A 22,269-nucleotide genomic window follows, 5' to 3' on the forward strand; every position below is an offset into this window, starting at 1 on the left:
GACACCTGCAGCGGCCGGCCGTCCTTCGTGTGCAATCCCATTGATTTCTCCAACGGCCGAGTCCGGTCTTCAGCAGCCTCTTCGCTTGTCCGGCTAAGCCTTTCTATTGGTGTAAGGGGCCATCTACCCGCGCACCTTATTTCGAGACCACCACATATCCATGCTCGTAGGTTCCGCCGACCGCTACCCCTCCTTCAACATCATCGAGGCAAGTCAGGGCTCCTGCCAAAACGTCCATCGCAAGTCCGCCGTGCAGGCGACGCAAAAGCTCCGAAATCACCAGCACACCCGCAAAGATGCCCACGAAGGGGACGCCAACCGTCCTTGAGGCCAATTGCGCGAGGCCACACGCGTCTAGGCCTCTCTCCTTCAGCGCGGCATAGGCCGGCATGTGAGAGACATTCGGTCCGCCCGCCATCACCGTCGACGGCCAAATCGCCTTGGCGGTCCGCGCGCCGGGGAACACATGCATCGCAACATTGCGGAAGCTCTGCGGGCCCGCACCCAACCCCGATTCGACGACTAGACCGAACCCACCATCTTCGAGGGCCGCGCGGGCGATGGGGTTGTCCACCCCGCACAGGGCGACGCCCGGCTCATGCTGTTGGCGGCGAGTCCAGTGGCCGTAACGTCGCTCTTCAAGAAAGGTGGCGAAACCACGATCCTCCAACCAGGCCGCGACCATGCGCGTCTTCATCTGGCCCAGCATGTCCAGACGGGTTAGCACGGACGTGCTGTCATTCGATTCCACCAGCCGATCATCATCCTGCAGAACCAGCTCGAGCCCGCCGCGAGGATAAGGCAGCGTAGCGAGGAGCCAGGCATAGGCCTGTCCGAGATTGCCGAGGCCGATCAGCCAGAGCTTTGACGGCAGGAAGCTCAGGTCAGGCTCGCCAAGGTCGCCGATCGTCCAGTCCGAACCGGGTTGCCACAGCGAGAACCCCGCCGCTCGCTTGCCCGCCATCGGGTGGTCGCCCGCATGGTAGGCGAAGACTTCCGCGGCGCAGATCGCCGCCGCCAGCGCCGGGGCCAGCGGCACTTGCTCGTCATCGGCAAGGCGCCAACCTTCGTCAGACGGAACCACCCCTCCGCGCCATCCCTCCCAGGTCATGCACCACACCGGCGAGCCCGAGGCGGTCACGTCAGCCGTGCCGATCATCGCAACCGGGCAGCGTGGTTTGGCCATCTCGGAGACATGCCCTCCGAGGTCAAGCACGGCGTCAGCCAGCGAGGGTTGGAGCGACAGCGGCACGAGGACGGGCACGTCCAGCGGGCCGACTACATGAACGCCGCCAAGAAACGTCCGGCGGGCTAGGTTGACCAGGGTTAGCAGCGCGATCTGCGCGGCGGGGCTGCTGCGAATCTCCGGGCCGACGGCGATAGTCAGGCCGAAGCTTTCCAGCAGGCCCATCGCCTCCTCGGCGGTCTGCGCCCGGCCGTTGTCCATGAAGTATTTGGCAGTTCGGTTGAAGCGCGAGTGAAGCGGCTCGGTCATGTCAGCTCCAAGGGCCGGTGTAGAGGAAGCCGGGGCTGGTCTTGGGAGAGCGGTCGCTCCACCGGTGGCTGCCCTGGTATTCGTAGATGCCGACTTCGCCCCACGGGATCGGCGCGATGGCAAAGTTGGGCAGGATGATTCCGACGTGGCCGGCGCGGGCCACCATCGGATTGGTCCGGTCGGCCTCGCTTTGGAAGGCGCGGCCGCCATGGGTGTGGATGTCGGCCACCACGGTCAGCTGGTGTTCGCGGCAGAGCGCCCACAGTTTGGCGAAGGCGGGCGCATGCAGAATGCAGACCCCACTGTCGTAAGCTTCAGGTTCGAGCTCGTCATAGAAAACGACGCGGGTCACTTCGCGCCGCCCGCCCCGCAGCTGGCCGAGCAGGAACACCCCGGCTTCGTGCTGGCGTTCCCCCCGCCGGTCGAGTTCGGCGACGACCGCGTCCCACAGCACAGAGGGACAGCTGAGGCGGTGGTCAGGCGCGACGAGCGCCCGAATAGTCGCTTTGATGGAAGAGATCATAAAGCTGCTCCAGGTAGCAGATGATGCCGCGGCCGGGTTGCCAGAGGCGGCTCGGATGGTCGTTGCGCCAGGCGTCGTGGCCCTCGATCGAGAGCCGGTCGCAGGGCAGGTAGAGGCAGACACCGAGCTTCCAGTCGGGGCGGAAGATGGACGGGATGATCGTCTTCCCGGTGGGCCAGCGGTCGAACGCCAGCGGGCTGTTGGCCGCCACATCCCAGGGCTGGGCGGTGACGGGCGTCTGCCGATAGCCGGAGCACTCGTAGCGGAAGGCATATTCTTCCGGTCCGACTTCCCGGGCTTCGGCGGCGACCGCGATGAAGACGTAGGGCCAGTCGGTGGCCACGTGGCGCCAGCGCCCCTCCACCTCGCCGCACCGGAATTCTGGCGCGGCGAGGTCTTGGTCGAGGAGCAGCCGGTCGGGAGAGACCGCGATGTTCATCTAGCCCTCGACGCGCTTTTCGGGAACAAGGTCGAAGCAGACCGAGCAGACCGGTGCCGCGGTCAGCTGGCGCAGGGGCGTGTCCGTGGCCGGGCGGTCCGTCGAGCCGCAGAGCTGGAGCACGTGCTCGGCAGCGTCGTTGGCGTCGAGCCCGAACGTCTTGACCGCCCAGGCCTTCACCTTCTTGACGCGAGCGCCGGGCGCGAAGGTCTGGTCGGCCGTCTTTTCGAGGTAGTTCACCGTCACCTTGATCTTGCGGCACTTGGTGACGTGGATCCGGCAGCCCCGCTTGATCGGCAGGAGCAGCTCGCCCTTCTTAGGCTTGCGCTTCAGCGGCTCGTCTTCTTCATCGAGGAAGACGAAGCTGTCGTCGCCGAGCTCGACGCCGAGCTTGGCGAGGATCTCGAAGAGCTGCTCGTAGGTGGGTTCCGCCGGCAGGGTCGCCTCAACGAGGCTGTCCGAGCCCTGGACTTGGATGAAAACGATGGTGGTCATGTCGGTGTCCTTTCCGTCCGCCTGAATGGCGTTCTGAAAAGGAAGCGACGTCAGGCCGAGAAAACCGGAAGCCGGTCAGGCCGAGATCATGCCCCGCAGATGAAATAGCAGGGGCAACCGGGGCATCGTTGCGGATCGGGCTTCGGGTGGAATTCCCCCCGCTCGATCCCGGTAATGGCGTCGGTATATTCGCCAAGAAGCTTGTCGTCTTTCCCCGCCTCCATCGGCGCCGCTTCGTTGGTCGCGGGGTAGTAGGCTTCCACCGACACGCGACACCCGGGGTAACGCTGAGCGGCTCCGCGCCGAAGGAGCGCATAGATGCGGTTCTCCGCCTCTGACTTGGATTTGCGACCGGTACGGACCCGTTGAACACGCACACTTCCGTCGGCGACCAGCACCACCCGGTCCGGCTCGTATGTCACCACTCGTCCTTCGAGCTGAACGGACCAGGGCTCGCGGTCATACTCGCCCGCCTCGGTGGCAATGAGCCTTGCAATGGAGACCACCATGCTGTCCGCCGCGGACCGGTAGTAGCCATTGAAGCCATGATGCACTGGCCCGTGCATCTCCCATTGCCTTGCGAGTTCTGCGCGAGCCTGCTCCGGGCTTGCTGGCGCTCCGTCGCGTGCCTGTTGCTCAAGCCACGCCATGGTCCGGTAGACGCAGCGATGGAAACGCAGGTAAGGCGAGGCCTCGCGGCCACCCCGTAATCCATCGACCACTTCGTACTGGTAGCGGGCGGGGCATCGTAGATAAATGTCGAGTTCGCGCTCAGCGTAGCTATCTTGCCGTCCACGCGGCGCCCACACGGGAGCCGGTTGGACCTGGGGAGCGGGTCCAGCGAACCGCGTGACCATTACGTGGCGTGCGACCGTATCGAGGAACTTGGAAGCGCTGGCATTGACCTGTGTGTACCGTTGGGCGCGACTGAGGCAGAGATAGTCGCGTGCGCGCGACAAGCCGACGAAGAAAAGACATTCCTCTTCGGCGTCGTGATCCTCCTTCTGCATCACCAGTTTAGCCAGCGACGCCGGAGGCGGGCACCGCGCCCATTGGCGGTTGCTGGGCATATAGCGTGTAGCTAGCGCGGGAAGATGGACACCCCGGAATTCCAGCCCCTTGCTTCCGTGGATGGTCATGACGCGGACGGCGTCGAAGTCGGAGGCCTCCGAGACGACGGCCCGGTATCGGCTATCCTGGTTTAACGCCTCGATCCGGCGGATGCGCTCGAGAAAGGCTTTACGGCCAGGATCGCGCAGGGCGGACCCGCCGTGCAGGTCGCGTTGCTCGCTGCACACTTTTAGGAGCTGATAAATGGCGATCAGTTGTTGCTGCGCTTTCGGGTGGTTAGATTCGAGCAGCGGACGAAGGTAATCGCTCCGCTCGAACAACCAGCTCGTCACGAGTGTCCAAGGTGAGGTCGCCGAACCAAACCCGGCCAATTGCCCAGCGAGTTTTGACAACCCGGTTTTGCCCGCTTCGCTAATCCCTTCCATCTCGGTCAGCCGATGGAGGGCGTCGAAGATCGTGGCATCGTTTTCCTCGGCCCACTGAATAACAACGAGGGCGTCGGCTTTGCTCGCACCGTACTCAGGTAGCTGGGCGAGCCGCACCAAGCCAATCCCACCGAACTCGGCGTCGATGGCAACGAGCGAAAGAAGGTCGCGAATATCGTCGCGCTCGAACAAGTCGCCGAGATAGAGCAGCGGCACGTTCAGCTGTTCCAGCACGCCAGTGATGCGCGAGAGCGTGAGGTGGCTGCGGGCGAGGATGACCTGGTCCCGATAGGCGATGCCGGCGGCGCGTAAGGCTTCGATCTGATCGCGTATAGCTGCGGCTTCCTCGGCGACGGTGTCGGCGACGGTGAGCGTCACCTCGCCGAGTTCACCGCGATGCGCATTCCAATTTGCGGCTGCGCCGGGATCGGCCGCCATGTGCCTTGAGAATGCGGAGAAGGCGCGCACGACCGGCCCGCCTGAACGGTAGTTACTTGTGAGCGAGAGCTTGGCGCCGCGGAAATCGGTTTGGAAACGTCCGACGTTGGCGGGCTCCGCACCGCGGAACCGGTAAATCGACTGGCGTTGATCGCCGACCACCCAGACATCCTGGCAGGCACCCGCGAGTACCTGCAGGAGGCGCGCGCTGGCGAGGTTCACGTCTTGATACTCGTCGACCAGGATATGTTGGAAACGCTCACGATACTCGTTGCGAATATCGTCGTGGTCGGTAACGAGCTGCACCGCGAGCATCACGAGATCGCCGAAATCCATGGCGTCCGCTTCGCGCAGCAGCTCCTGATAGATTTTGTAGATGTGCCCGACTTCGACGGCTTTCTCGGCCGCTTCATCGCCGGGGTTCAATGCCAACGCAGCTTCCGCTTCCGCCAGATATTGCTCGGGCGAGAGTAGCTCGTCTTTGCAGCGCGAGATCGCGCCGAGCACGTGGACCAGCTCGAAGGCCGGCTCATAGAGGTTCTGGTAGTGCCGCAACGGCAGGCGCGTGAGATTGTCCTCGAGCAAGGCCAACTGGGTCGTCTGATCAAGGATTTTGACGTTCGCGGTGCGGCCGACGCGGCTCGGCCATTTCGTGACGAGCTCCAACCCGAACTGGTGGAACGTCCCGACCCACATCTCGATGGATTCATCGGGATGCGAGACTGACAGCCGCTCGCGCATTTCCTCCGCAGCCTTGTTGGAGAAGGTGAGTGCGAGGAATGTACCGGGGAGCGCGCCGGCCCGGAGTACGTGCCCGATCCGGTGTACCAGGGTGCGCGTTTTCCCGGTGCCTGGGCCTGCATCGAGCAAGAGCGGCCCGCCGGACCAAGTGGCAGCTTTCTGCTGGCTGTCATCCAACGCGACAGCTGGGCCCGGCTGTGCAGCTGGCGGAGCCATGAGCGGAGGAAGTAGTAGGGCGCGGATCGCCTGGTTCAGCACTAACCCATAGGGAAGGCCGAGCTCTTCAGCGATCTCTGAAGGACGGCGGCGCTGTCCGACCAGCCGGCTACGCAGCCAATCGGCCGGACAGAGAAATTCACCGGCGAACACATCCGCCTGAATTTCCTTCCGCTCGCGCGGCGAGTGACCTTCGACCACGCCAGCGCCGCTGTCGATGATGTCGCCGCCGAGCTGGGATTGAACGCTGCGAACTTCCGTTGTTGCGTCGTGGTGCAGTTGCGAGTGCCCGATCTCGTGCGCGATGACGACGACTTCGTCCTTAGGATCCTGACCGCGCACCACATAAACAAGTCCATCGTCTCGGATGAACATGCCGTAGACCCCGTCGCCAAAACGCTCGCCCGGATCGCAAGGCTTCAGCTCCAAGTCGCCTTCCTTGATCGCCGCATCAACGAGCGCCCGGCCGCGGCGATCGCCGTTCGCTCGCGCCAGGGCGAGTCCATGACAACGCCTGGCTTTCAGCCGGATGTCACGCCAGGCGTCCATCGCTTATGCGTCCTCAAGCCAGTACGATATCCGCTCGGGCGACATCGTACTTTTGCGAACGATTTCCGCGTAGCTCGACTGCACCACGGTCGGCGTTTTGGACGCCTTCGCATGTCCCACTTGGGGATGGTCGACAGCGTAGTTCACTGCCCAATCAAACTGCGCGGCGGTCACTCGGAGTTTGTCGAGCAGGGCTTGGGTAAGCCGCGATCCGACAGGCGGTTTCATCCATCCGTTGAAGAGTGCGGCAATCACATCGCGGCCGATATCCAGCGATTTGCTTAGCTCAGGCTTGGTAAGGCCCACGGCACCGAGGAGTTGATCGAAGGTCGCTTGCTTCCCGCCGCTCGACTGCGATGCCATCTCGGCACGATAAATCGCGTTGAGGGTCCGGCTGTGGGCGCGGCTCAGCATCTGCTCGCTGATTTCTTCTTCCACCGCATCGCCGGTGCCGGCTCCCCACTCGCGCATGAGACCCGCGTGATCGCGAATGTCGTCAGCGAATTCCGGATAGCGCTTGGTCCAACGGATGATGTCATCCACCGTCGGCGACGCGCAGTCGCGATAGAATGCGAAAAGGACCTCGTCTCGCCGCGTGGCTTTGGTTTGGTCCGTCATAGCTCAGCTCCCAAGATCGTTTTGAGTTCTTCCTTTGCTTCCTTCACCCAGGTCTCCGCCGTTTTTGTGGAGACCCCGAGTGCTCGGGCAATCGAGTGGCCGTTAGTCCCGCCACGCTGGGCACCATCCATGTACAGACGGATTGCGAGTGCCTTGCGCGGGTCCTTCATTTTTCTGAGGACGCTCTCGACATAGGCCTCGCCCTCCTGAACGGCGGGCACCGCGCAACGCGATAGGACGCCCTCATCCCCGCCGGCTGCGTCGTCGCGGCGCTTATCCTCTCGCATCTCACGCCTGATCTCGTCGTGCGCCCGAAATTTAAGGCGAGCGAAGAAGGCTTCCCGCATGCCGGCCCCGTCCGCCGATGTGGGATCCAGTACGGCTTCGATCAGCTGGCCGTGCACTTCCTCGATGATCTTCCACCCGCGGTCACGCCGGTTGGTTCCAACCACGCTCCTGAGGGTCCTGAGTATGCGACGGTTAAGCTCATCCATAAGTGCGCCAACCACATGTCGGTGCGCGGTGAGATCGATCTGTTGGACGGCTGCAACCATGCTCTCGCTCCGAATAGCCGGAAGCGATTGGTCTCGAATGGCCAGCCGCCAAGCCTCAAGGTCGTTGGGATCAGGTCCCTCGTCTTGTGTTTCCATTTCTCACCCTCAATCGATCGTCGACGCACTCCTTCAGCAGAGCGAAGCTGGTTGAAAAAAACCGGAAGCACTTCGATAGATTTTTGGCGAAGCCCCCACCGCAGCCAGAACTCTACAGTTACAGAGCGCACTTTGGGGGAGAATTCGTGGAGCGCGTCAACCCGCGGTCGCGCCAAGGCAGAATGGCACCCTTTGCCGGGCAACCTGCGGTGGGTTTTTGGATCCGGGATGCCGGTCTGACATCCAGCGTGGAATGCCGTTACGCCGCTAAGGAGGAATCACTCGTTTCGTGAACCTTCCGCTGAAGAGACATTCCGGAGGCCTGCTATGAGTCACGTCCAGAAGTTGGCTCGTGGAAACGACGTCAAACCATACCGGCAGCACTACGCCCAAGCGGGCATCCGGGCATCTCGCAATTCACCTCCGAAGAACGACGCAAAATCCACCACGTTGGCGTGGCGGACGTACTCGGTGGACTTCGACGACTTCAGGCTCTCGGGCACGACGAGGGTGATGTTCATCGAGGCCATGTCCTCGATGGCGTTGGCCGCGATCGTTTCATCGACGGTGGCCAAGAACAGGTCTCTGCCGCCCATTTCCCGCTCCACCTGCTTCCACCGTTCGCGCAGCGTCGTCTTGGCGCTGAGGATCAGTCCCCTCGCCGGCCCTTTCAGGTCGGCCCGAAGGTGTTTCAGCGATGGCAGCACGAAATCCGGGCGCTTTTTCGCGTCCATGACGACCTGTTTTGCGAACGGGATCTTGCCCGCAATCAGCATCGCCTCAATCTGGTGCTCGAACGAGTAGCCAGCTCGGGATTTCCGCTGCTGGCTGGCAGAAAGCATGATGCGGTCGATCTCGCCGACGCTGTCGACCATCCGCCGGACGACCGATCGCATGTCCATATCGGCGGGCTGATCCCCGAACACGGCCCGCACCAGTTCGACCGCGCGTTCCTTGCGCTGGTAGTCCCGAAACAGGTCCCATTCGATGACGCGGCTGATCTCGCGGATGGCGTCGCCGGGGGCGTCCAGCGCAAACGGATCGAGCGTGGCCATGCCGCGACCCTCCAAGAAGGCTGTGCGCGCGAGTTCGGCCAGCACCGCGGTGGTCGGCATGGCAGCACGGTCGCCGGCGAAGCGGGCGATATCACCAGCCAGCCAGGCCGTGGCAACCTCCTCGGCGAAGTCCATGATCAGGTCGCGCTCCTGCGCGACGACCGCAGCGGGCTCGAGGACGCCGACCGTAAAGTCGGCGCCGAGGCCCAGGGTCTCGGTCAGGACGCCGGCGGCGTCAGAGCCGGAGTCGATCGTCAGACACAGGTATGCCGGGTCCTCGACACCGGGCTTTGGCGCCATGACCAGCCATGACGCCGGGCCCAGATCGCCGAACGCGGCCTTTGGCACGCCGGTCATGTGGGTCTCGGCGCCCTTGCTCGTGTAGTTCACAAGCCGGGTTTTCCTCCGCTCATCGACCTGGGGCCACTCGGTCAGAAAGAAGACCTCGCGGATCTCGTCGGCCCCCTCTGCGTCCCGCGCCTTCACAGTCAGTGGCGGGAAGAAGCCGCCATCGCGCTGGGCGGGCGGGATATAGACGCCGGCCTGATGCTTGTTGGCCAGACGGGCCCAGTCCCGGTCGTTGTTCGACAGCTTCTTGACCAGAACCTGGGGGGCACGGGCCAGCAGGTCCGCCAGCATGGCGCCGGTCGCATCATCCCGGTCAAACAGGTCGGGCTGTGGCGGCATCATGTCTCCGGGTCGGTCGAGCAGTGATAAGCGTACGGCGAGACGCGCGCCAGCAGCATGGGCCTCCGGATCGACGCCGTCAGCCGCCCCGGATTTCCAAAGCGGGCTCGGTTCCCCGTAGCCACGCCTCGCACCCGTCCAGCACGGCTTCCAGCGGCAGCCTGGTCCGGCCCTTCAGGGCGCATTCCCAGACCACGCCGACCCGCCATCCGGCGGCCTCCAGCGCGGCCGTCGAGCGCGAGTCGACGACCTGGTTGCGGGCGATCTTGGCCCGCCAGAACTCCGGCCGTGTCGAGGGCATCCGGAACAGGTGACAGTCGTGGCCGTGCCAGAAGCAGCCGTGTGCGAACAGCACCGCACGCCGCGCCGGGAAGACCAGATCCGGCTTTCCGGGGAGATCTTTCGCGTGCAGCCGGTACCGCAGGCCGCGCGCATGCAGGCCGTGACGCAGGATCATTTCCGGCTTTGTGTTTTTGCCCCGGATGCCGGACATCATCCGGCTGCGGGTTGCGGCGTCGACGACGTCAGGCAACCTCGCGCTCAGGCTCCTGCCGGGCGAGGGCTGTCATCAGATGCGGCTCCATGTGTTTCGCGATCGCCTCGATGACCGGCACCACCACGGCGTTGCCGAACTGCCGATAGGCCTGGGTGTCGGAGACGCGGATTTTCATGGGCGGTCGGCCGGGCTGGTCGAAACCCATGAGACGAGCGCACTCCCGCGGTGTCAGCCGGCGCGGGATCTTTCCCTTGCCCTGATCGATCAGGATCTCCGAGCCGTCCTTGTGGTAGCGGGCCGACAGGGTGCGGGCGACGTCCTGTGGCCCCACCAGACCGAAGCCAAAGCCATTGCCCTTCAGGCGGTGTTTCTCAGCGTAGTTTTGCAGGTAGGTCCAGAGGTGCTGACTGAGGGTGTACTTCGCGGCCGCCGGTCCCTGTGAGCCCTCGCTGTAATCCTCCATAGGCGGCGTCTCGTAGCCGTTGGCGCCATGGAGGATCGAGGCGAGGGTCGGCTTCTCGTCAGGGATTGGCAAATCTAGCATCGAGAAGGTGGTCGGATCGCGGAAGCCCACGATGAAGATCCGCTCCCGGTGCTGCGGCGTCCAGGCGCGGCCGTCCACCGTGCGATAGCTGATGTGGTAGCCGAGCCGCTCCTGCAGGACCTCCTTGATGACCTCGAAGGTACGGCCCTTGTCGTGGCTGGTCAGGTTCTTCACGTTCTCCAGCAGGAAGGCCGCCGGACGGTGGTGGGCGATGATCCGCGCCACGTCGAAGAACAGGGTCCCTTGCGTCTCGTCGGCGAAGCCATGGGCCCGGTTCAGGGAGTTCTTCTTCGACACGCCGGCTAGGGAGAAGGGCTGACACGGAAAGCCTGCCAGCAGGACATCAAACTCGGGGATGTCGGCTTCGGCGACATTGCGGATGTCGCCGGCGATCGGATGCGGATCGTGAGGGAAGTTGGCCTGGTAGGTGATCTGGGAAAACTTGTCCCATTCGCTGGTGAACACACACCGGCCGCCGATGCTCTCGAACCCGCGGCGCAGGCCGCCGATGCCCGCGAACAGGTCGATGAACCGGAAGGCGGCGGGCTTGGAAAGGTCTTCGGGCGGCGTCGGGGTGTGGGCGCGCAGCACCTCCAGCACGGCCTTCCTCGGTTTCGCCTCCCCGCGCTCCCAGCGGTAGCCCGTGCGCTCGTCATACCCTGCCAGTTCAGCGGCCTCGGCGACTGAAAGACCGGCCTGGAGGCGGAGGGTGTGGAAGTCTGACAAGAATCACCTCTGGGTCGATTTCCGACACCGTGGCGTCATTCGACACAAAGAACAAGTCAAGAACCTTGAGGCCGCGCGACACGGCTGGAGAGCACCTCGTCGATCGCCCGGAGCCGGTCGCGGATCACAACCAAGCGGTCGTAGCTGACTTCGCGATCGTAGGTTTCCTGCGCCAGCCGGTAAGCCTCGCGGCGGAGCCGCGCGCGTGTTTTCTGGTCTTCGGTCCTCATGCCGCAAGCGCCTTACGGCCCTCGGCGGTGATGGAAATTCTATCGTTCTGGACGATCAGCAGCTCCCGTTCGATCAGCGTCGTGACCGCCAGCTCGATTTCCAGCGGCGGCGGCATGCTAGGGCCGACATCGGCACTGGCGGCCAGTTCGAGTATTTCCCGGTGAATGTGCAGCATGGGTGCCTCCGTTCAGGGGCATCAAGAGCCCCACCAAGGCGAGCCCGGACTGGCCGGGCGTAGTGACACTCACGCTCTGTCTCTCGGGGAAGTCCAGTCGAGCACTGCATTCACCCTGCAAAAGACTCTTATGCGATCCTGGGTTTGATCAGGAATTACGCACCTCGATCGTCCGTGGAGAAAGCTTCCCTACCCTGAAATTCCTCGGCCCTTCTGACCTCCGGTGCGAATCTTTCACCCTGAGCCCGTGCGCCGGACTGTTGCTTCTGCATCCACAAAGACAGCATCCACAACTTCGCGCAGATCCTCGGGCGTCAGCGCGCCGAGCGCGACGATCTCATTTCGCATGCGTATCCTGATGACCGCCGAACGCATGACTGGCTGCATAGCGGCGCGCCCGTAGCGTGAGGCGGCAGCCAGCCAGCCCTCCGCCAGCGCACAGGAGAGTGTCCGACTCGCCGCGATGGCGGGCCGCTCCAGTATTGCGACAAAGGCGTCTTCGGTCAGGCCCTCGACCAACCCCCACCGATCGCTATGACCGTCTCCCCGGTCAAGTACCGTGCCGCGCATCCACAAGCGCTGGAAGGTGTTTCGCACCCCGCCGTGATGACGATCTGGTGCCTCTCCATATCGCCACACGGTAATCGGCCGGAACAGATAGGCCGCTATAAAGGCCCAGACGTCATCGCGATGCGCTTCGCCTGACTGGAAGATCGGCAACTGCGCCAGATGCCGGGCGCAGGCAGCGTCGAACGTCGCTCGTGCCGCGACCGTCGTGGCGTTCGGGTAGCCCGCCTCGCGAGCGACCTTTTCCACACCCTCCTTGAGGGCGATGAGGTCTGCGCCGTGCAGCCGGCTTCCGCCTACCGCCCCGTAGGTGATGGCGTCAGGCAGGTCGATGACCCCCGCCGTGCTGGCGGGCCCGGGCGGGGCAGACAGCAGCTGGTCCACGGCGGCGGCGCTCAGGCGAGGAAGAAGCGTGATCGGCATCGTCAGAGCCTTACGCTGGCGAGTATGGCAGACCGGAACTCCCCGGGCCGGTTCTCGAGGGCGGCCTTCGCTGCGGCGACGTCCGGAAAGGCCTGCCCCAGCCAGTGCGCCACCCGTCCCGCAACGGAAGCCGGTTCAGCGCTGTGGAAATCATCGTCCCATCCTGCCCTCAGCGCGGCTTCGCACATCTGGGACACGACATCTCCCATGATGGCCTGAAGGGTCAATCCGTCCCCTTCCTGAACGCGGTCCACGAAATCTTCCTCGTCGATGTTCAGATAGAGGCGTGCAGCTCCGTGGAAGTCGCGCCCCGGACTGGCGGGGCTCCACGAGAGCATCCAGAGCGCGGCTTCGTGGGGGCGACCGGCGAAAACGGCGGAGAAACTGATGACTTCCATGGGGAAGCGTGGATCATCACCCTCGATCCGGGTGACGCATCGCTCATCCCACAGCCGGGACGCTGCTCGGCTGGGTGCGAGTGGATCGAGTGGCTCCACAGCGGAAACCAGCAGGACGGAGGTCCTCAGGCTAAGCTGAACCGAGAGGCGGGAGGGATCAACGCGGATGGCGATCGCGCAGGGCTCTCCGGGCTTTAGCGGCAGGCGGGTCTGCAGTACGACTTCCCGGGGGAGGTCACCCGGCCCTGTGCCGGCCTCGATGAGGACCTCCAGCGCGTAGGGCTCGTCACCGAGCCCTAATTCGGCTGAGGCCTTCAGGTGGTCGAACGTAATGACCCGTTCCACACTGACGGCGCTGGCGTAATCCCAATCAGGCGTGATTTCCCCGAGCGGGGCCGGCGACTGGTCACCCACGGTGATCATCCATGGCCGGGCGACGATCGCCGCATCCAGTCGGTTGAAGGGTGCCGCGGTCCGGCGGCTCATGCGGGGTCCGCAGCAAGAAGGGATGCCCTGAGACCGACGGCGCAGTCATCCGGCACGGAGACGCGAATTGTGAGTTCGCCTTCGAAGTCGCCTATGTCCATCAGCGGCTGGACCTGGAAGCTGGCATCGCCGTCCCCCTCGACCTCGATGACGGCAGGCGGGTTGACGACATCCAGCCCCGCAGCCGCAACGTCGCCGCCGTCCATCGATATGGTGGGGGTGAGATCAAGCAGGGTGTGGGCGCCGCGGCCCGACACGGTCAGGGTGAACAAGGCGGTGCGCTCGCCCTTGAACATCTCCAGCCGCTCAAACGTCGGCTGGCTGACGTGACGACGTCCTGGCGTGCCGCCGCCCCCGCCACCTCTCCCGCCGCCCCGGGACGGCCCGCCGGCGCCAACGCCTGCAAGGAAGGCGCCGAGCATGCCGGCGACGGCCGCGACCGACCCCGTCGATCCTTCGCTTCCTCCCGAGGCCGCCCCGGGAGCAGCGACCTCGGTAACCGCCTCCTTCAGTCGGACCAGCGCCATTTTCACCCAGGTTCGCGCCGGACCCTTGGGCAGGGCGGATGGGTCCCAGACGTCGTGGGCGGCGGGCTCGGAGCTTGCAAAAGCCTCCTCGACCTCCTTCTCGTCGCTGGTCACGAAGACTCCGGCCCATTCGGTCCGTTCGTCCGGAAGCACAGGCCCTTCCATGTAACAGACAACCATTTCCGCCGGACGCATGAGAGCGATGCACGACGACCGTTTCGGCAGGAGACCCTCGGCACGGAACGCTGGCAGGCGATCGGCGCGCACACCCCGGCTGATCGCCAGGCGTCCGAGGAAAGTCTGGGGCCGGTAGCTTCTGATCTCGCGGCCCTTCCCGGCCCGGATCTCGTTCATGGCCCGCGCGAACAGATCGAGCGGCGGGCAGTGTTCGGGGCGGGGCGTCTCAAGGGTAACACCCTCGATCTCCACGGTCAGGGTGACACGCCGGTCGTCCGGCGTTGTCTCGAGCATGCGCGGCCAGAAGTTCCAGAGGGCACGCTCAAGGATGTGAACGCCGATGTCCGACGCGTCAGACGACACAGTACTGCCATCCCCTCCGTCCTCGTCCACGGCATCGAGCCGTAGGTCGGGGTCGAGGATCAGGATCGAGGTCCCCGTTGCGCCTGGGTCGTCTCTCGGCGCGGCGCCCAGCGCCTGCGATAGCGCCCGAGCGGCGTCGCCGGTCGCCGGCTCGCCGACCTTTCCAGCGTCATCGCCCTCTCCACGAACACCCCACCAGTGTCGTCCTGTATAGCGGCTGATAAACCCGTCGCCCTCATCGCGGTCACCGGATTCACCGAGATGACACCCCATCAGTCGACGGGAGTCCGCCCCCGGCGCCGGATCATGGGCAAGGGTGTCGATGAGGATCGTGGAACACCGGCTCGTCCGGTAGAGAGACGCCTTGCCGAAGCCATAGGTGCCGCCACCGAGGTCGGTGTTCCTGCGGGTGCCGACATTGCGCATAAAGTCGATGAAGTCAGTGCGCTCAATGCCGGCCGGAATTCGGTCCGCGCGGGTGGGGCCGCCAAGGCCCGTCGTCCCGAAGTCGCAGATCTCCAGCACGCGCGGCGCATTTGAACCGAGGAAGGCCGTGAGCGCGGCTGCGGAACTGGCGATGAAGGGCAGCTCGGCGAGCACCTGATCACGCAGGACCGCGACCTGATCAGGCGTAAGAGTGCGCAGGCGGATCAGGATCCGCGGCCCCGTCCCGAGCTTGGCTGCGTCACAGCTGTTCTGGATAGCTTCGCGCAGCACCAGCTGCAGCCCGTCCAGACGGGGAGCTCCGAGAAGCCGTTCAAACCCCCCGTCACCCATATTGCCGGTCGGCGCGTATGGTTCGGAATACAGACCAAGACGCGTCACGGCAGGGAGGCCGCGAGCCGCGCTTCCTGCGCCTGCATCTCCGCTTCATCAGCCCTGAAGGCCTCCGCTACGGCCGGATCCAGCTCATACGACAGGCCTTGAATTCCAGCTGGCATGGCCCCCGCCTTAAACGCGGAGGCGACAATCCTCGGGAAGCCCGGCTCTACTGTCCAGGCGTCGATGCCTTCGCAGTTGAACGACATACGGTTCCAGTCTTTATCATCCGGATCATGGCACCCGAGGGCAGCGAGCCCGCTGCGCAGTCCAGCTGAACGTCCGGAGTGTTGTTCTATGTCGGCCACGAGCGAGGATACCGTTGCTCCGCCCTGTGTGCGCTCCAGCGCGACGCGCCAGAGCTGCAGGGTTCCGCCGGCCGGCGCCTCCAGTTGGTCGGCGGACGAAATCGTGACCCGGCCCGCAGAGCGGCTGGCGGATTTGACCTCGATGGCATGCGATCCGCCACGGAAGTCATGGCGCTCGGGAACAGGTCCGAACCAGAGGGCGGGCGCACCCGAATGACGCGCGGCGAGCCGTCGCATAACAACAAGCTCGGCGATGAGGCCGCGGATGATACGATCATCAACCGCCTCGGTATCGTGGCTGGCGAACAGGGCGCCCAGATCAGTGATCGCTGTGACCAGCGCATCTTTTGCGGGCTCCCCACTGATGACGCGGGTCAGAACGGCCTCCACCAGATCCGCGAAGGCCCGGTCGAGCCGCGGATCAAGGCAGGTCACGACCAGATACGCACGACGCTGTCCGTCGCCTGTCAGTAATGCGGCGCCGACCTCCAACGCAGGTGGCGTGTCAAGGGATGGCCGCCGCGTGCCCGCCGCCACGGGAAGGAGCAACTGGGACCGGCCCTGTTCATCGAGCGCAAGCGCTGCCGCGCCATGTCCGGTGTCGATGGTCAAGGTGCTTACGGGCAGCCCGTCTGGTGTGGCGACACCGCCGCTGCGCAGGGAGGTCCAGCGGGTATGGATTTCGGTGACCAGACTAGACAACGGCAGGCTCTTCCAGACCCGCGGCGTCGACGGCGTCCATATCTTCCTGCTCCATCGCCTCGAGTTCCTCGGCCGACGGCGGCGCCAGTTCGACGCTGACGAGGTCGCCGCCGTGATCTTTTGAGAGGGGCATCACAAGCCCCAGGCCGATGACGTCGTGAACGGCGTCCATGGCGACGCGCGCCTTGCTTCCCGCCTTCGCCGGAGAAGCCCGGTCGATCGGGTAGAGAAGGAGAAGCGGGCGCTCACCAAGCGCTTCGCGACGCTCCGTCTTGAGCTCCTCCCAGTCGCCGTCCCCGGTGTCCCCGGGAACATCGAAGGCAATGTCGGCGCGCGACATGAGGCCCTTGATGTCGGCCAAGGCGTCAAGGCCGGAGAGCCGGGAGCGCCTGACCATGCTCACCGGGCCCAGATCCCCGAGCGGCTCGGCCGACGAAGCTCCGTCGGGCGAGGTGACGACCCCGATATTCCAGTGTTGAAGAGCCGGATGATCCTGCTCCAGGAACTGAAGAAGAAGTCCGGTATCGAGGTCCTGATGGGTCGCATCGATGCTATAGTCCCGGATGAACCGGATCACGGCGCTGCGCGGAACGTCGCGGAACAGCGGGCGGGTAAAGCTCGTATCGCGGCTGCCTTCCGCGCCTGCGGCCTCGACCAGCCGGCTGGCGGCCTTCCAGTTGGCTTCGAGCAGCTCGGCGTTTTTGCGGGCAAAACGGATGGTCTGGAGATGCCTGCCCCAGTAGCCGATGCTGACACGACGCGCGTGTCGCATCTTGTTCCTCGCGACGATGGCCATTCCCGGAATTCTCCGGATGCGAACGGCAAAGTCCATCGGGGTCACCATGGGCTGGCGACTATAGCTGCCGATGTCCTCCCGGATCTCTGCCTCAACAGCAGCAAGAGACTGGAAGCGCACGCGCAGCGCTTCCGGCATCCAGAGGCGCGGCAGGTCCTCATAGCCGTTCCGGTAGCCAAACCACCGCCCCATCTGAAGCAGGGTGTCGTACTGGTTGGACGTACGCAGGAAATAACTGACGCAAAGGCCTTCAAGCGTCAGTCCCCGCGCCAGGATGCTGCCCCCGACCACGATGTAGGTGACGGGCCCGGAGTTGTAGTCGATACGGTCGTCGCTGGCGCCGTTTTCGACCGGCACGTGCAGGGCTTCCAGGACCGCGGGCACGAAACCGCTGATCTCGCTGAACATCTCGCTGCCGCTAGGCCGGGCTACGCGCCCGGCCTCCTCGTTCCATACCTGTTCCAGCGCCGTGCAGATCGCGCCCGTCCCGTTCACCAACGCCTTGCGGTTCTCATCCAGCCAGCCCTCGATCAGTGCGGCGACTCTTTCATGCATGATGATCGCCGACGATGTGTGGACCAGCATCGACATGTGTTCCTGCTCCTGGCCTCTCGCCCGTCGGGCGGCGCAGGACGCAATGAAGTACAGGATCGCCTTCTCGAGGCTTGCGGTCATCTCAACCACAAAGGTGGCCTGTGCCTTCTGGCTAGGCGCCTGCAGTTTGGCCTCTTCGTCGGCCGTCACCTCGCGGACGACATCCATGCCTTCCTCATCCGGCTGCGGGTTTTCGGGATCGGCAGGCGTGCGGCCGAACAGCTTTTGGGTCCCGAAATAACCTTCGGGCAGCGGCAGGGCAGTAATAAAATCTCTAGGATAGAGATCATCCAGTGTGTCGGTCTGGTCGGCGTAGGGATTGATCAGGACGTTGGCGAAGGGCGTGGCGGTGTAGCCGACGTAGGACACCGAGGGCAGCGCCTTCAGGATCAGGCGGATCTGTTCATTGATCCGCGACATGTCCATCTCCTTGGAGGCGGAGTTCACCGTGGCCTGGTCGCATTCGTCATCAATCAGAAGAACCTTCAGCCGGCGCATGTCGGAGGCCGGGGTTTTGTCAATCACCTTCAGCAGGCGTTCCAGCGGTGCGACGTTCTTCTTCATCACAGCGATCTGGGCCCGGTCCATACCCATCAGGTGGCCCTGCGCCGGGATCTGAAACTCGCCCTTGATGTCTGTGGTCGTCAGCAGATGCCAGAGCGAGGGATGGCGTTTGACAATGTCCGCTTCGAGCCGGCGCTGGGTCTGCTGGCGCAGTTTGTCGGTCAGGCCGGCGAAGACGAGGATCAGACTGTAGCCGCGATCGACGGCCTTCGAAATGACTGCCGTCATATTGGCCGTCTTGCCGGACTGAACGTAGCCGACGACCAGACCGCGCGACGAGAAAGTCTGCTGTCGAGGATTTTCCAACAGCGATACGACCTCGCTGGACGCCCCGTCGATGACATCGACCGTCTCCTCGTCCCAGCCCTTTGCGCCGGTCAGATAGGTCTTCAGCGCGCTCCAATGATGATCGCCCGGCTGGGGTCCGTGGTACCACTCCGGCCGCTCGCGCAGTATCGAGTTGCGGCGAAGAATAGTGATCCGGAATTCTTGCTTCAGCAGCTCTGCCGCTTCCGCGAGATCCGCCCATGCTGGCGAGTCAGGCGGCAGCAGCCCCTCTAGGCTTCGGCGCACTGATAGTGCGGCCGCGTCTATGTCTCCCGTTCCCGGCAAAGCGTCGCGGACAAGTTTCAGAAATTGAAGGGCTTGGGCAGACGGCAAGGCGACGTACTCCTTGGAAGCATGGTTCCGATTGAACCGATTCGGGACGCTGAAGAGAGGACGAGAAACCGACCGCGGTCAACGCGCACCGGTTGCGCGGTGCCCCAAGAGCCAGACCACCCTACGGCGTGCGGCCTCAGTAGATCCTGAATTCTGACCATTCCGGGCATTTCGGGTTCATATCCATCACTCTTGCCGGGGACCAATCTGACGTTGATCGCGCAATCAGGATGACACCCTTCTTTTCCCGCGGAACAAGCGTCTACAGATCCAGATCAGTCACGAAGCGACGAGACTTGATCGGATCGATCCGATCGGCTTCGCTCAGCCCCCATACTACCCATTGCTCCAATCCGTCCGGCACCGTGGCAGCGCCAGTTGCGTATGCGGCGGTCACAGCCGCCACATACCGCCTTATCCGAGCGGCGCGTTCCAGTGCGTCTGCCCCGTCGATCAGCGCATCGATGCGCGCGGCGGCGGCGGCCTCCTCGCGCTTGATCCGGTCGAGTTCTGCCTTTTCTGCAGCAAGCCGGGCTTCTTGAAGCCGGCGCTGGTAGTCTTCACAGTGCCACTTGTATGACATCAAGGCCAATGCCCGTTGATCCTCCTCGACCTGAAGAAGGATGCTCTGAACGATGTAAGTCGCTTGACGCTCCAGCGGCGCCTTGTCTTCTCGCCAAGAGCGTTTTGGCGCCTCGCGACCACCGTGATCGACAATGTCAAACCGCAGACGCTCGCGCTCCCCTTTTGGAGCTTGGTGCCTGCTTGAGAAGTAGCCGACGGGCGACGCACCTTCCACTGTCAGGTTGATGCAGGTCCACCTCCCTCCCACGCTCACACTGAACTGTTCTCCAGCATGCGCACTGCCGCTCACCTTGCAACCGAGGCGCTGGAGTTCATTGAGGATGCTGGAGAGAACACGCAATCGACGCTGCTGGATCGCGCTGACAAACTTCTGGCTGTCGTAAGGCGGGTATGGGCCCTTCGCTGCAGGTCGACTCTCATCCTGCTTCAGCAGCCTAGCGACGATCGGATGGGGGCGGTCAAGACTCACCGCGACTTTGACATGCTCGACGGCAGCGCGGATTTCTCCCTGGACCTGGGCCAGGTTGCGAAAAACGGGCGGACCAACAAGGGCGGGATCGGAGCGCTCGTCGATATCAGCGTCATCCGTAACGCGAGAAGTCAGATCAAGCGCTGGAAAATAGTTGGCCATAACAAACGGCAAGGCCGGAAGGGGAACTATCCGGGCGACTTTCCCGGCCTCCTTTTTGGCCCACCAGCCCCTCGGCGGTACCGGTACATGCGCGACCCGGCAGCGTTTTGCCAACGCAACATCGGAGATCCCCATCGACGCCGCCAAGGTGCGCATCGGCTGAGACCAGACCTGCTCGTAAAGCTCCTCCCGTATCATAGCCGCGTCCTTAGGCCCACCTCTGCTGCGCGGGATTGCATACGCTCAATACCGACACGGCGGGATAATCTTCAAAAGGCCGCGAGTACTCACTTAATGACCTTATCCCGGGTTAGGCGAACGGGCCAGCGGGCTTATTTGGCGTTTTTGTCAGGATAAGACATGGGCCCCCTGCCCCTCCGCGCCTAACGGCCATTCCCCGAAATGGTGCCCTGAGTTATCCGAATCCCTGCGTCCTCTCGGCCAGGTCGTGACGCCGGCGGGCGTCGAGACGCTGCAGAAGACGCAGCCTCACGCCGCAGCGTCATGACATTTTTTGTCACTGCCGATGGCGGGTCCGGGTGCTTCTCTCGCTGAGCAAGGCGGGTCGTCGCCCGAACCCTCAGGAGGCTTTCGATGAACAGGTTCATTCTCGCGGGGCTGTCTCTGGCCATCGCCGCTTCGCCGCCCCAGACGATGGCCCAGGCCCGACTGACGCCCGCAGCGGCCATGGAGGAAATCGTCTCGATCGACGCACGGAACTGGGTCTGGAACCGCTATGACCGGGGCAGTATGCGCGATGTGCAGATCGACCAGACCTCTCCCGACGGCCGGGTCCTCGTTTTTTACGGGAACTATACCTACAACGGTGGTTCCGGCGGCTGGGCGAGGGCCCGCTATGTGGATGGTCAGTTCTCCTGCATCGAGTTCTGGGATTATGCAGGCAGCTGCCGTGCCTTGGGCCAGACGCCCTCACAAGCGGTCGCAGCAGGCCTGTTTACCCTCGCCGTGGTCGGGGTCGCCGGCGCGGCGATCGCCGGATCGGGCTCCTCGGGGTCAGCAGCCCAGGACCGTGGCTATAGACCCGAAGACGATCCCCGAAATTACAACCGCCCCGACAACAACCGCCCGGCACCCTCCAGCCCCGCGTCCGCCCCGGCCCGGCAAACCCCGATTGGCGGCGAGGGCGGTCTGTATGGCTGCGCGTCTCCGCCCTGCTGGTAGAGCATCGGCGAACCGTCGGCCTGACGATGACGAACACTGTCATTTGATCGTCGCGCATGGGGGCTTAGGGTTGCACAGGGTCAAGCTTGACCATGGGGAGTTAAGGCATGCGGATGAAGCGGGTGGGTGCCATTCTGGCGGCGGGGGTTTCGACACTGGTACTGGCGACGGGCCCCGCCTTGGCCCAGGACCGATCGGGCCAGAATTCAGCGGCGGTCGAGGCTCAGGCCGTTGCGGGCGGATCGGGCGTCGCTCGCTTCGACGCCGCTATGCGCCTTGCCGAGATCGGCCGCGAAGCCCGCGATCCGGTCCTGCTGGTCGCCGCCGCCCGGGCCGTGGCCCTGGTCGGACGCACGCCGGGCACGGATGAGGGCCAGACGGGGGAGGCTCCCGCCGGGACCAAGCCTCGCCCGGCCCAGGGCGCGACCCGCGCCGAGACCCCGGCCCAGGACCTGGTCGCTCAACTGTTGGGTGAGGCCCGTCTGTTGGCCCCGGCCGGAGACGAGACCGTCGCGGCCCTGATCGCCGAGACCGAACAGAGCGCCAGCCGCGGCACGGTGGCCGGCCCCCACACCCACGACGTCCGGCTGCTGGCCAACCGCTACTACGACACGATCGAGACCTTCACGGCAGGCCGCCTGGCCGAGGCCGCGATCGCGGGCGACGGCGACACCGACGTGGACCTGGAGGTCTATGACCAGAACGGCAATCTGTTGTGCAGCTCGCTTTCGTCCGACGACACGGAATACTGCGGCTGGACGCCCGCCTGGACCGGTCAGTTCCGGATCCGCATCACCAATCTGGGCTGGGTCTATAACGACGTGCGCCTCGCCGTGAACTGAGGGCCTGAGGAAGGCACGATTGGGTGCCGTCGACGGGTCGTCCGCGCGGCGGGGCGGGGAGGCGTGGTATC

20 protein-coding genes are annotated in these 22,269 nt (G+C 64.3%); 2 read left to right on the forward strand and 18 right to left on the reverse strand.

What is annotated here, in order from left to right; translation table 11 throughout:
• Positions 1 to 136 precede the first annotated feature (136 nt).
• The 18 genes from O3139_RS13015 to O3139_RS13100 form a co-directional block, all read right to left on the reverse strand.
• On the reverse strand, positions 137 to 1,495 hold the full coding sequence (locus O3139_RS13015; RefSeq protein ID WP_269514472.1) for a hypothetical protein: 1,359 nt from the start codon (positions 1,493 to 1,495) through the stop codon (positions 137 to 139).
• A 1-nt stretch (position 1,496) separates the two neighbouring features.
• Entirely contained in the window at positions 1,497 to 2,018 is a 522-nt protein-coding gene (locus O3139_RS13020) for a hypothetical protein (protein WP_269514473.1), read from the reverse strand.
• A complete protein-coding gene (locus O3139_RS13025; protein WP_269514474.1) occupies positions 1,972 to 2,457 on the reverse strand; it encodes a DUF7665 family protein in 486 nt (161 codons plus the stop codon). Before O3139_RS13025 ends, O3139_RS13020 begins: the two co-directional genes overlap by 47 nt.
• Entirely contained in the window at positions 2,458 to 2,952 is a 495-nt protein-coding gene (locus O3139_RS13030) for a hypothetical protein (protein WP_269514475.1), read from the reverse strand.
• An 86-nt stretch (positions 2,953 to 3,038) separates the two neighbouring features.
• A complete protein-coding gene (locus tag O3139_RS13035; protein WP_269514476.1) occupies positions 3,039 to 6,392 on the reverse strand; it encodes an ATP-dependent helicase in 3,354 nt (1,117 codons plus the stop codon).
• A 3-nt stretch (positions 6,393 to 6,395) separates the two neighbouring features.
• On the reverse strand, positions 6,396 to 7,010 hold the full coding sequence (locus O3139_RS13040) for a hypothetical protein (protein WP_269514477.1): 615 nt from the start codon (positions 7,008 to 7,010) through the stop codon (positions 6,396 to 6,398).
• A complete protein-coding gene (locus O3139_RS13045; RefSeq protein WP_269514478.1) occupies positions 7,007 to 7,564 on the reverse strand; it encodes a hypothetical protein in 558 nt (185 codons plus the stop codon). The genes O3139_RS13040 and O3139_RS13045 overlap by 4 nt, the downstream gene beginning before the upstream one ends.
• A gap of 479 nt (positions 7,565 to 8,043) precedes the next feature.
• Entirely contained in the window at positions 8,044 to 9,405 is a 1,362-nt protein-coding gene (locus tag O3139_RS13050) for a type II restriction endonuclease (RefSeq protein ID WP_269514479.1), read from the reverse strand.
• Positions 9,406 to 9,481: 76 nt separating this feature from the next.
• Positions 9,482 to 9,934: a very short patch repair endonuclease gene (locus tag O3139_RS13055; protein ID WP_269514480.1), complete on the reverse strand. Its 453-nt coding sequence runs from the start codon at positions 9,932 to 9,934 to the stop codon at positions 9,482 to 9,484.
• Complete coding sequence (gene dcm / locus O3139_RS13060; protein ID WP_269514481.1) at positions 9,927 to 11,168, reverse strand: DNA (cytosine-5-)-methyltransferase; 1,242 nt, start codon at positions 11,166 to 11,168, stop codon at positions 9,927 to 9,929. The genes O3139_RS13055 and dcm overlap by 8 nt, the downstream gene beginning before the upstream one ends.
• Positions 11,169 to 11,224: 56 nt before the next feature.
• Positions 11,225 to 11,398, reverse strand: a complete 174-nt coding sequence (locus tag O3139_RS13065) for a hypothetical protein (RefSeq protein ID WP_269514482.1) — start codon at positions 11,396 to 11,398, stop codon at positions 11,225 to 11,227.
• Positions 11,395 to 11,574 (reverse strand): hypothetical protein, encoded by a 180-nt coding sequence (locus O3139_RS13070; protein ID WP_269514484.1) that lies wholly within the window; start codon positions 11,572 to 11,574, stop codon positions 11,395 to 11,397. The genes O3139_RS13065 and O3139_RS13070 overlap by 4 nt, the downstream gene beginning before the upstream one ends.
• 234 nt (positions 11,575 to 11,808) lie before the next feature.
• Positions 11,809 to 12,564, reverse strand: coding sequence for a hypothetical protein (locus tag O3139_RS13075; protein WP_269514485.1), 756 nt, complete (start codon positions 12,562 to 12,564; stop codon positions 11,809 to 11,811).
• 2 nt (positions 12,565 to 12,566) lie between these two features.
• Positions 12,567 to 13,448: a hypothetical protein gene (locus O3139_RS13080; RefSeq protein WP_269514486.1), complete on the reverse strand. Its 882-nt coding sequence runs from the start codon at positions 13,446 to 13,448 to the stop codon at positions 12,567 to 12,569.
• Complete coding sequence (locus O3139_RS13085; protein WP_269514487.1) at positions 13,445 to 15,232, reverse strand: hypothetical protein; 1,788 nt, start codon at positions 15,230 to 15,232, stop codon at positions 13,445 to 13,447. The genes O3139_RS13080 and O3139_RS13085 overlap by 4 nt, the downstream gene beginning before the upstream one ends.
• A 104-nt stretch (positions 15,233 to 15,336) precedes the next feature.
• The gene (locus O3139_RS13090; protein ID WP_269514488.1) at positions 15,337 to 16,344 is read right to left on the reverse strand and encodes a PD-(D/E)XK motif protein; all 1,008 of its coding nucleotides are present in this window, start codon (positions 16,342 to 16,344) and stop codon (positions 15,337 to 15,339) included.
• Positions 16,337 to 18,958, reverse strand: a complete 2,622-nt coding sequence (locus tag O3139_RS13095) for a Z1 domain-containing protein (RefSeq protein ID WP_269514489.1) — start codon at positions 18,956 to 18,958, stop codon at positions 16,337 to 16,339. Before O3139_RS13095 ends, O3139_RS13090 begins: the two co-directional genes overlap by 8 nt.
• 262 nt (positions 18,959 to 19,220) lie before the next feature.
• Positions 19,221 to 20,174 (reverse strand): hypothetical protein, encoded by a 954-nt coding sequence (locus tag O3139_RS13100; protein WP_269514491.1) that lies wholly within the window; start codon positions 20,172 to 20,174, stop codon positions 19,221 to 19,223.
• A gap of 594 nt (positions 20,175 to 20,768) precedes the next feature.
• Between O3139_RS13100 and O3139_RS13105 the strand changes: the two genes are divergently transcribed.
• Both O3139_RS13105 and O3139_RS13110 read left to right on the forward strand, forming a co-directional pair.
• Positions 20,769 to 21,356 carry a hypothetical protein gene (locus O3139_RS13105; protein ID WP_269514492.1) on the forward strand — a complete coding sequence of 196 codons (588 nt, stop codon included), beginning with the start codon at positions 20,769 to 20,771 and terminating at the stop codon, positions 21,354 to 21,356.
• A gap of 107 nt (positions 21,357 to 21,463) precedes the next feature.
• Positions 21,464 to 22,198 (forward strand): hypothetical protein, encoded by a 735-nt coding sequence (locus tag O3139_RS13110; RefSeq protein ID WP_269514493.1) that lies wholly within the window; start codon positions 21,464 to 21,466, stop codon positions 22,196 to 22,198.
• The last annotated feature ends 71 nt before the right edge of the window (positions 22,199 to 22,269 follow it).

The sequence above is a fragment of the Brevundimonas subvibrioides genome, from assembly GCF_027271155.1.
In the GTDB taxonomy this organism is placed as follows: Bacteria; Pseudomonadota; Alphaproteobacteria; order Caulobacterales; family Caulobacteraceae; genus Brevundimonas; species Brevundimonas subvibrioides_D.

What these genes read in the sequence shown, in the direction of transcription:
- O3139_RS13015 (WP_269514472.1), bottom strand. Translation starts at nt 1,495, where the DNA reads ATGACCGAGCCGCTTCACTCGCGCTTCAACCGAACTGCCAAATACTTC.
- O3139_RS13020 (WP_269514473.1), bottom strand. Translation starts at nt 2,018, where the DNA reads ATGATCTCTTCCATCAAAGCGACTATTCGGGCGCTCGTCGCGCCTGAC.
- O3139_RS13025 (WP_269514474.1), bottom strand. Translation starts at nt 2,457, where the DNA reads ATGAACATCGCGGTCTCTCCCGACCGGCTGCTCCTCGACCAAGACCTC.
- O3139_RS13030 (WP_269514475.1), bottom strand. Translation starts at nt 2,952, where the DNA reads ATGACCACCATCGTTTTCATCCAAGTCCAGGGCTCGGACAGCCTCGTT.
- O3139_RS13035 (WP_269514476.1), bottom strand. Translation starts at nt 6,392, where the DNA reads ATGGACGCCTGGCGTGACATCCGGCTGAAAGCCAGGCGTTGTCATGGA.
- O3139_RS13040 (WP_269514477.1), bottom strand. Translation starts at nt 7,010, where the DNA reads ATGACGGACCAAACCAAAGCCACGCGGCGAGACGAGGTCCTTTTCGCA.
- O3139_RS13045 (WP_269514478.1), bottom strand. Translation starts at nt 7,564, where the DNA reads ATGGTTGCAGCCGTCCAACAGATCGATCTCACCGCGCACCGACATGTG.
- O3139_RS13050 (WP_269514479.1), bottom strand. Translation starts at nt 9,405, where the DNA reads ATGATGCCGCCACAGCCCGACCTGTTTGACCGGGATGATGCGACCGGC.
- O3139_RS13065 (WP_269514482.1), bottom strand. Translation starts at nt 11,398, where the DNA reads ATGAGGACCGAAGACCAGAAAACACGCGCGCGGCTCCGCCGCGAGGCT.
- O3139_RS13070 (WP_269514484.1), bottom strand. Translation starts at nt 11,574, where the DNA reads ATGCTGCACATTCACCGGGAAATACTCGAACTGGCCGCCAGTGCCGAT.
- O3139_RS13075 (WP_269514485.1), bottom strand. Translation starts at nt 12,564, where the DNA reads ATGCCGATCACGCTTCTTCCTCGCCTGAGCGCCGCCGCCGTGGACCAG.
- O3139_RS13080 (WP_269514486.1), bottom strand. Translation starts at nt 13,448, where the DNA reads ATGAGCCGCCGGACCGCGGCACCCTTCAACCGACTGGATGCGGCGATC.
- O3139_RS13100 (WP_269514491.1), bottom strand. Translation starts at nt 20,174, where the DNA reads ATGGCCAACTATTTTCCAGCGCTTGATCTGACTTCTCGCGTTACGGAT.
- O3139_RS13105 (WP_269514492.1), top strand. Translation starts at nt 20,769, where the DNA reads ATGAACAGGTTCATTCTCGCGGGGCTGTCTCTGGCCATCGCCGCTTCG.
- O3139_RS13110 (WP_269514493.1), top strand. Translation starts at nt 21,464, where the DNA reads ATGCGGATGAAGCGGGTGGGTGCCATTCTGGCGGCGGGGGTTTCGACA.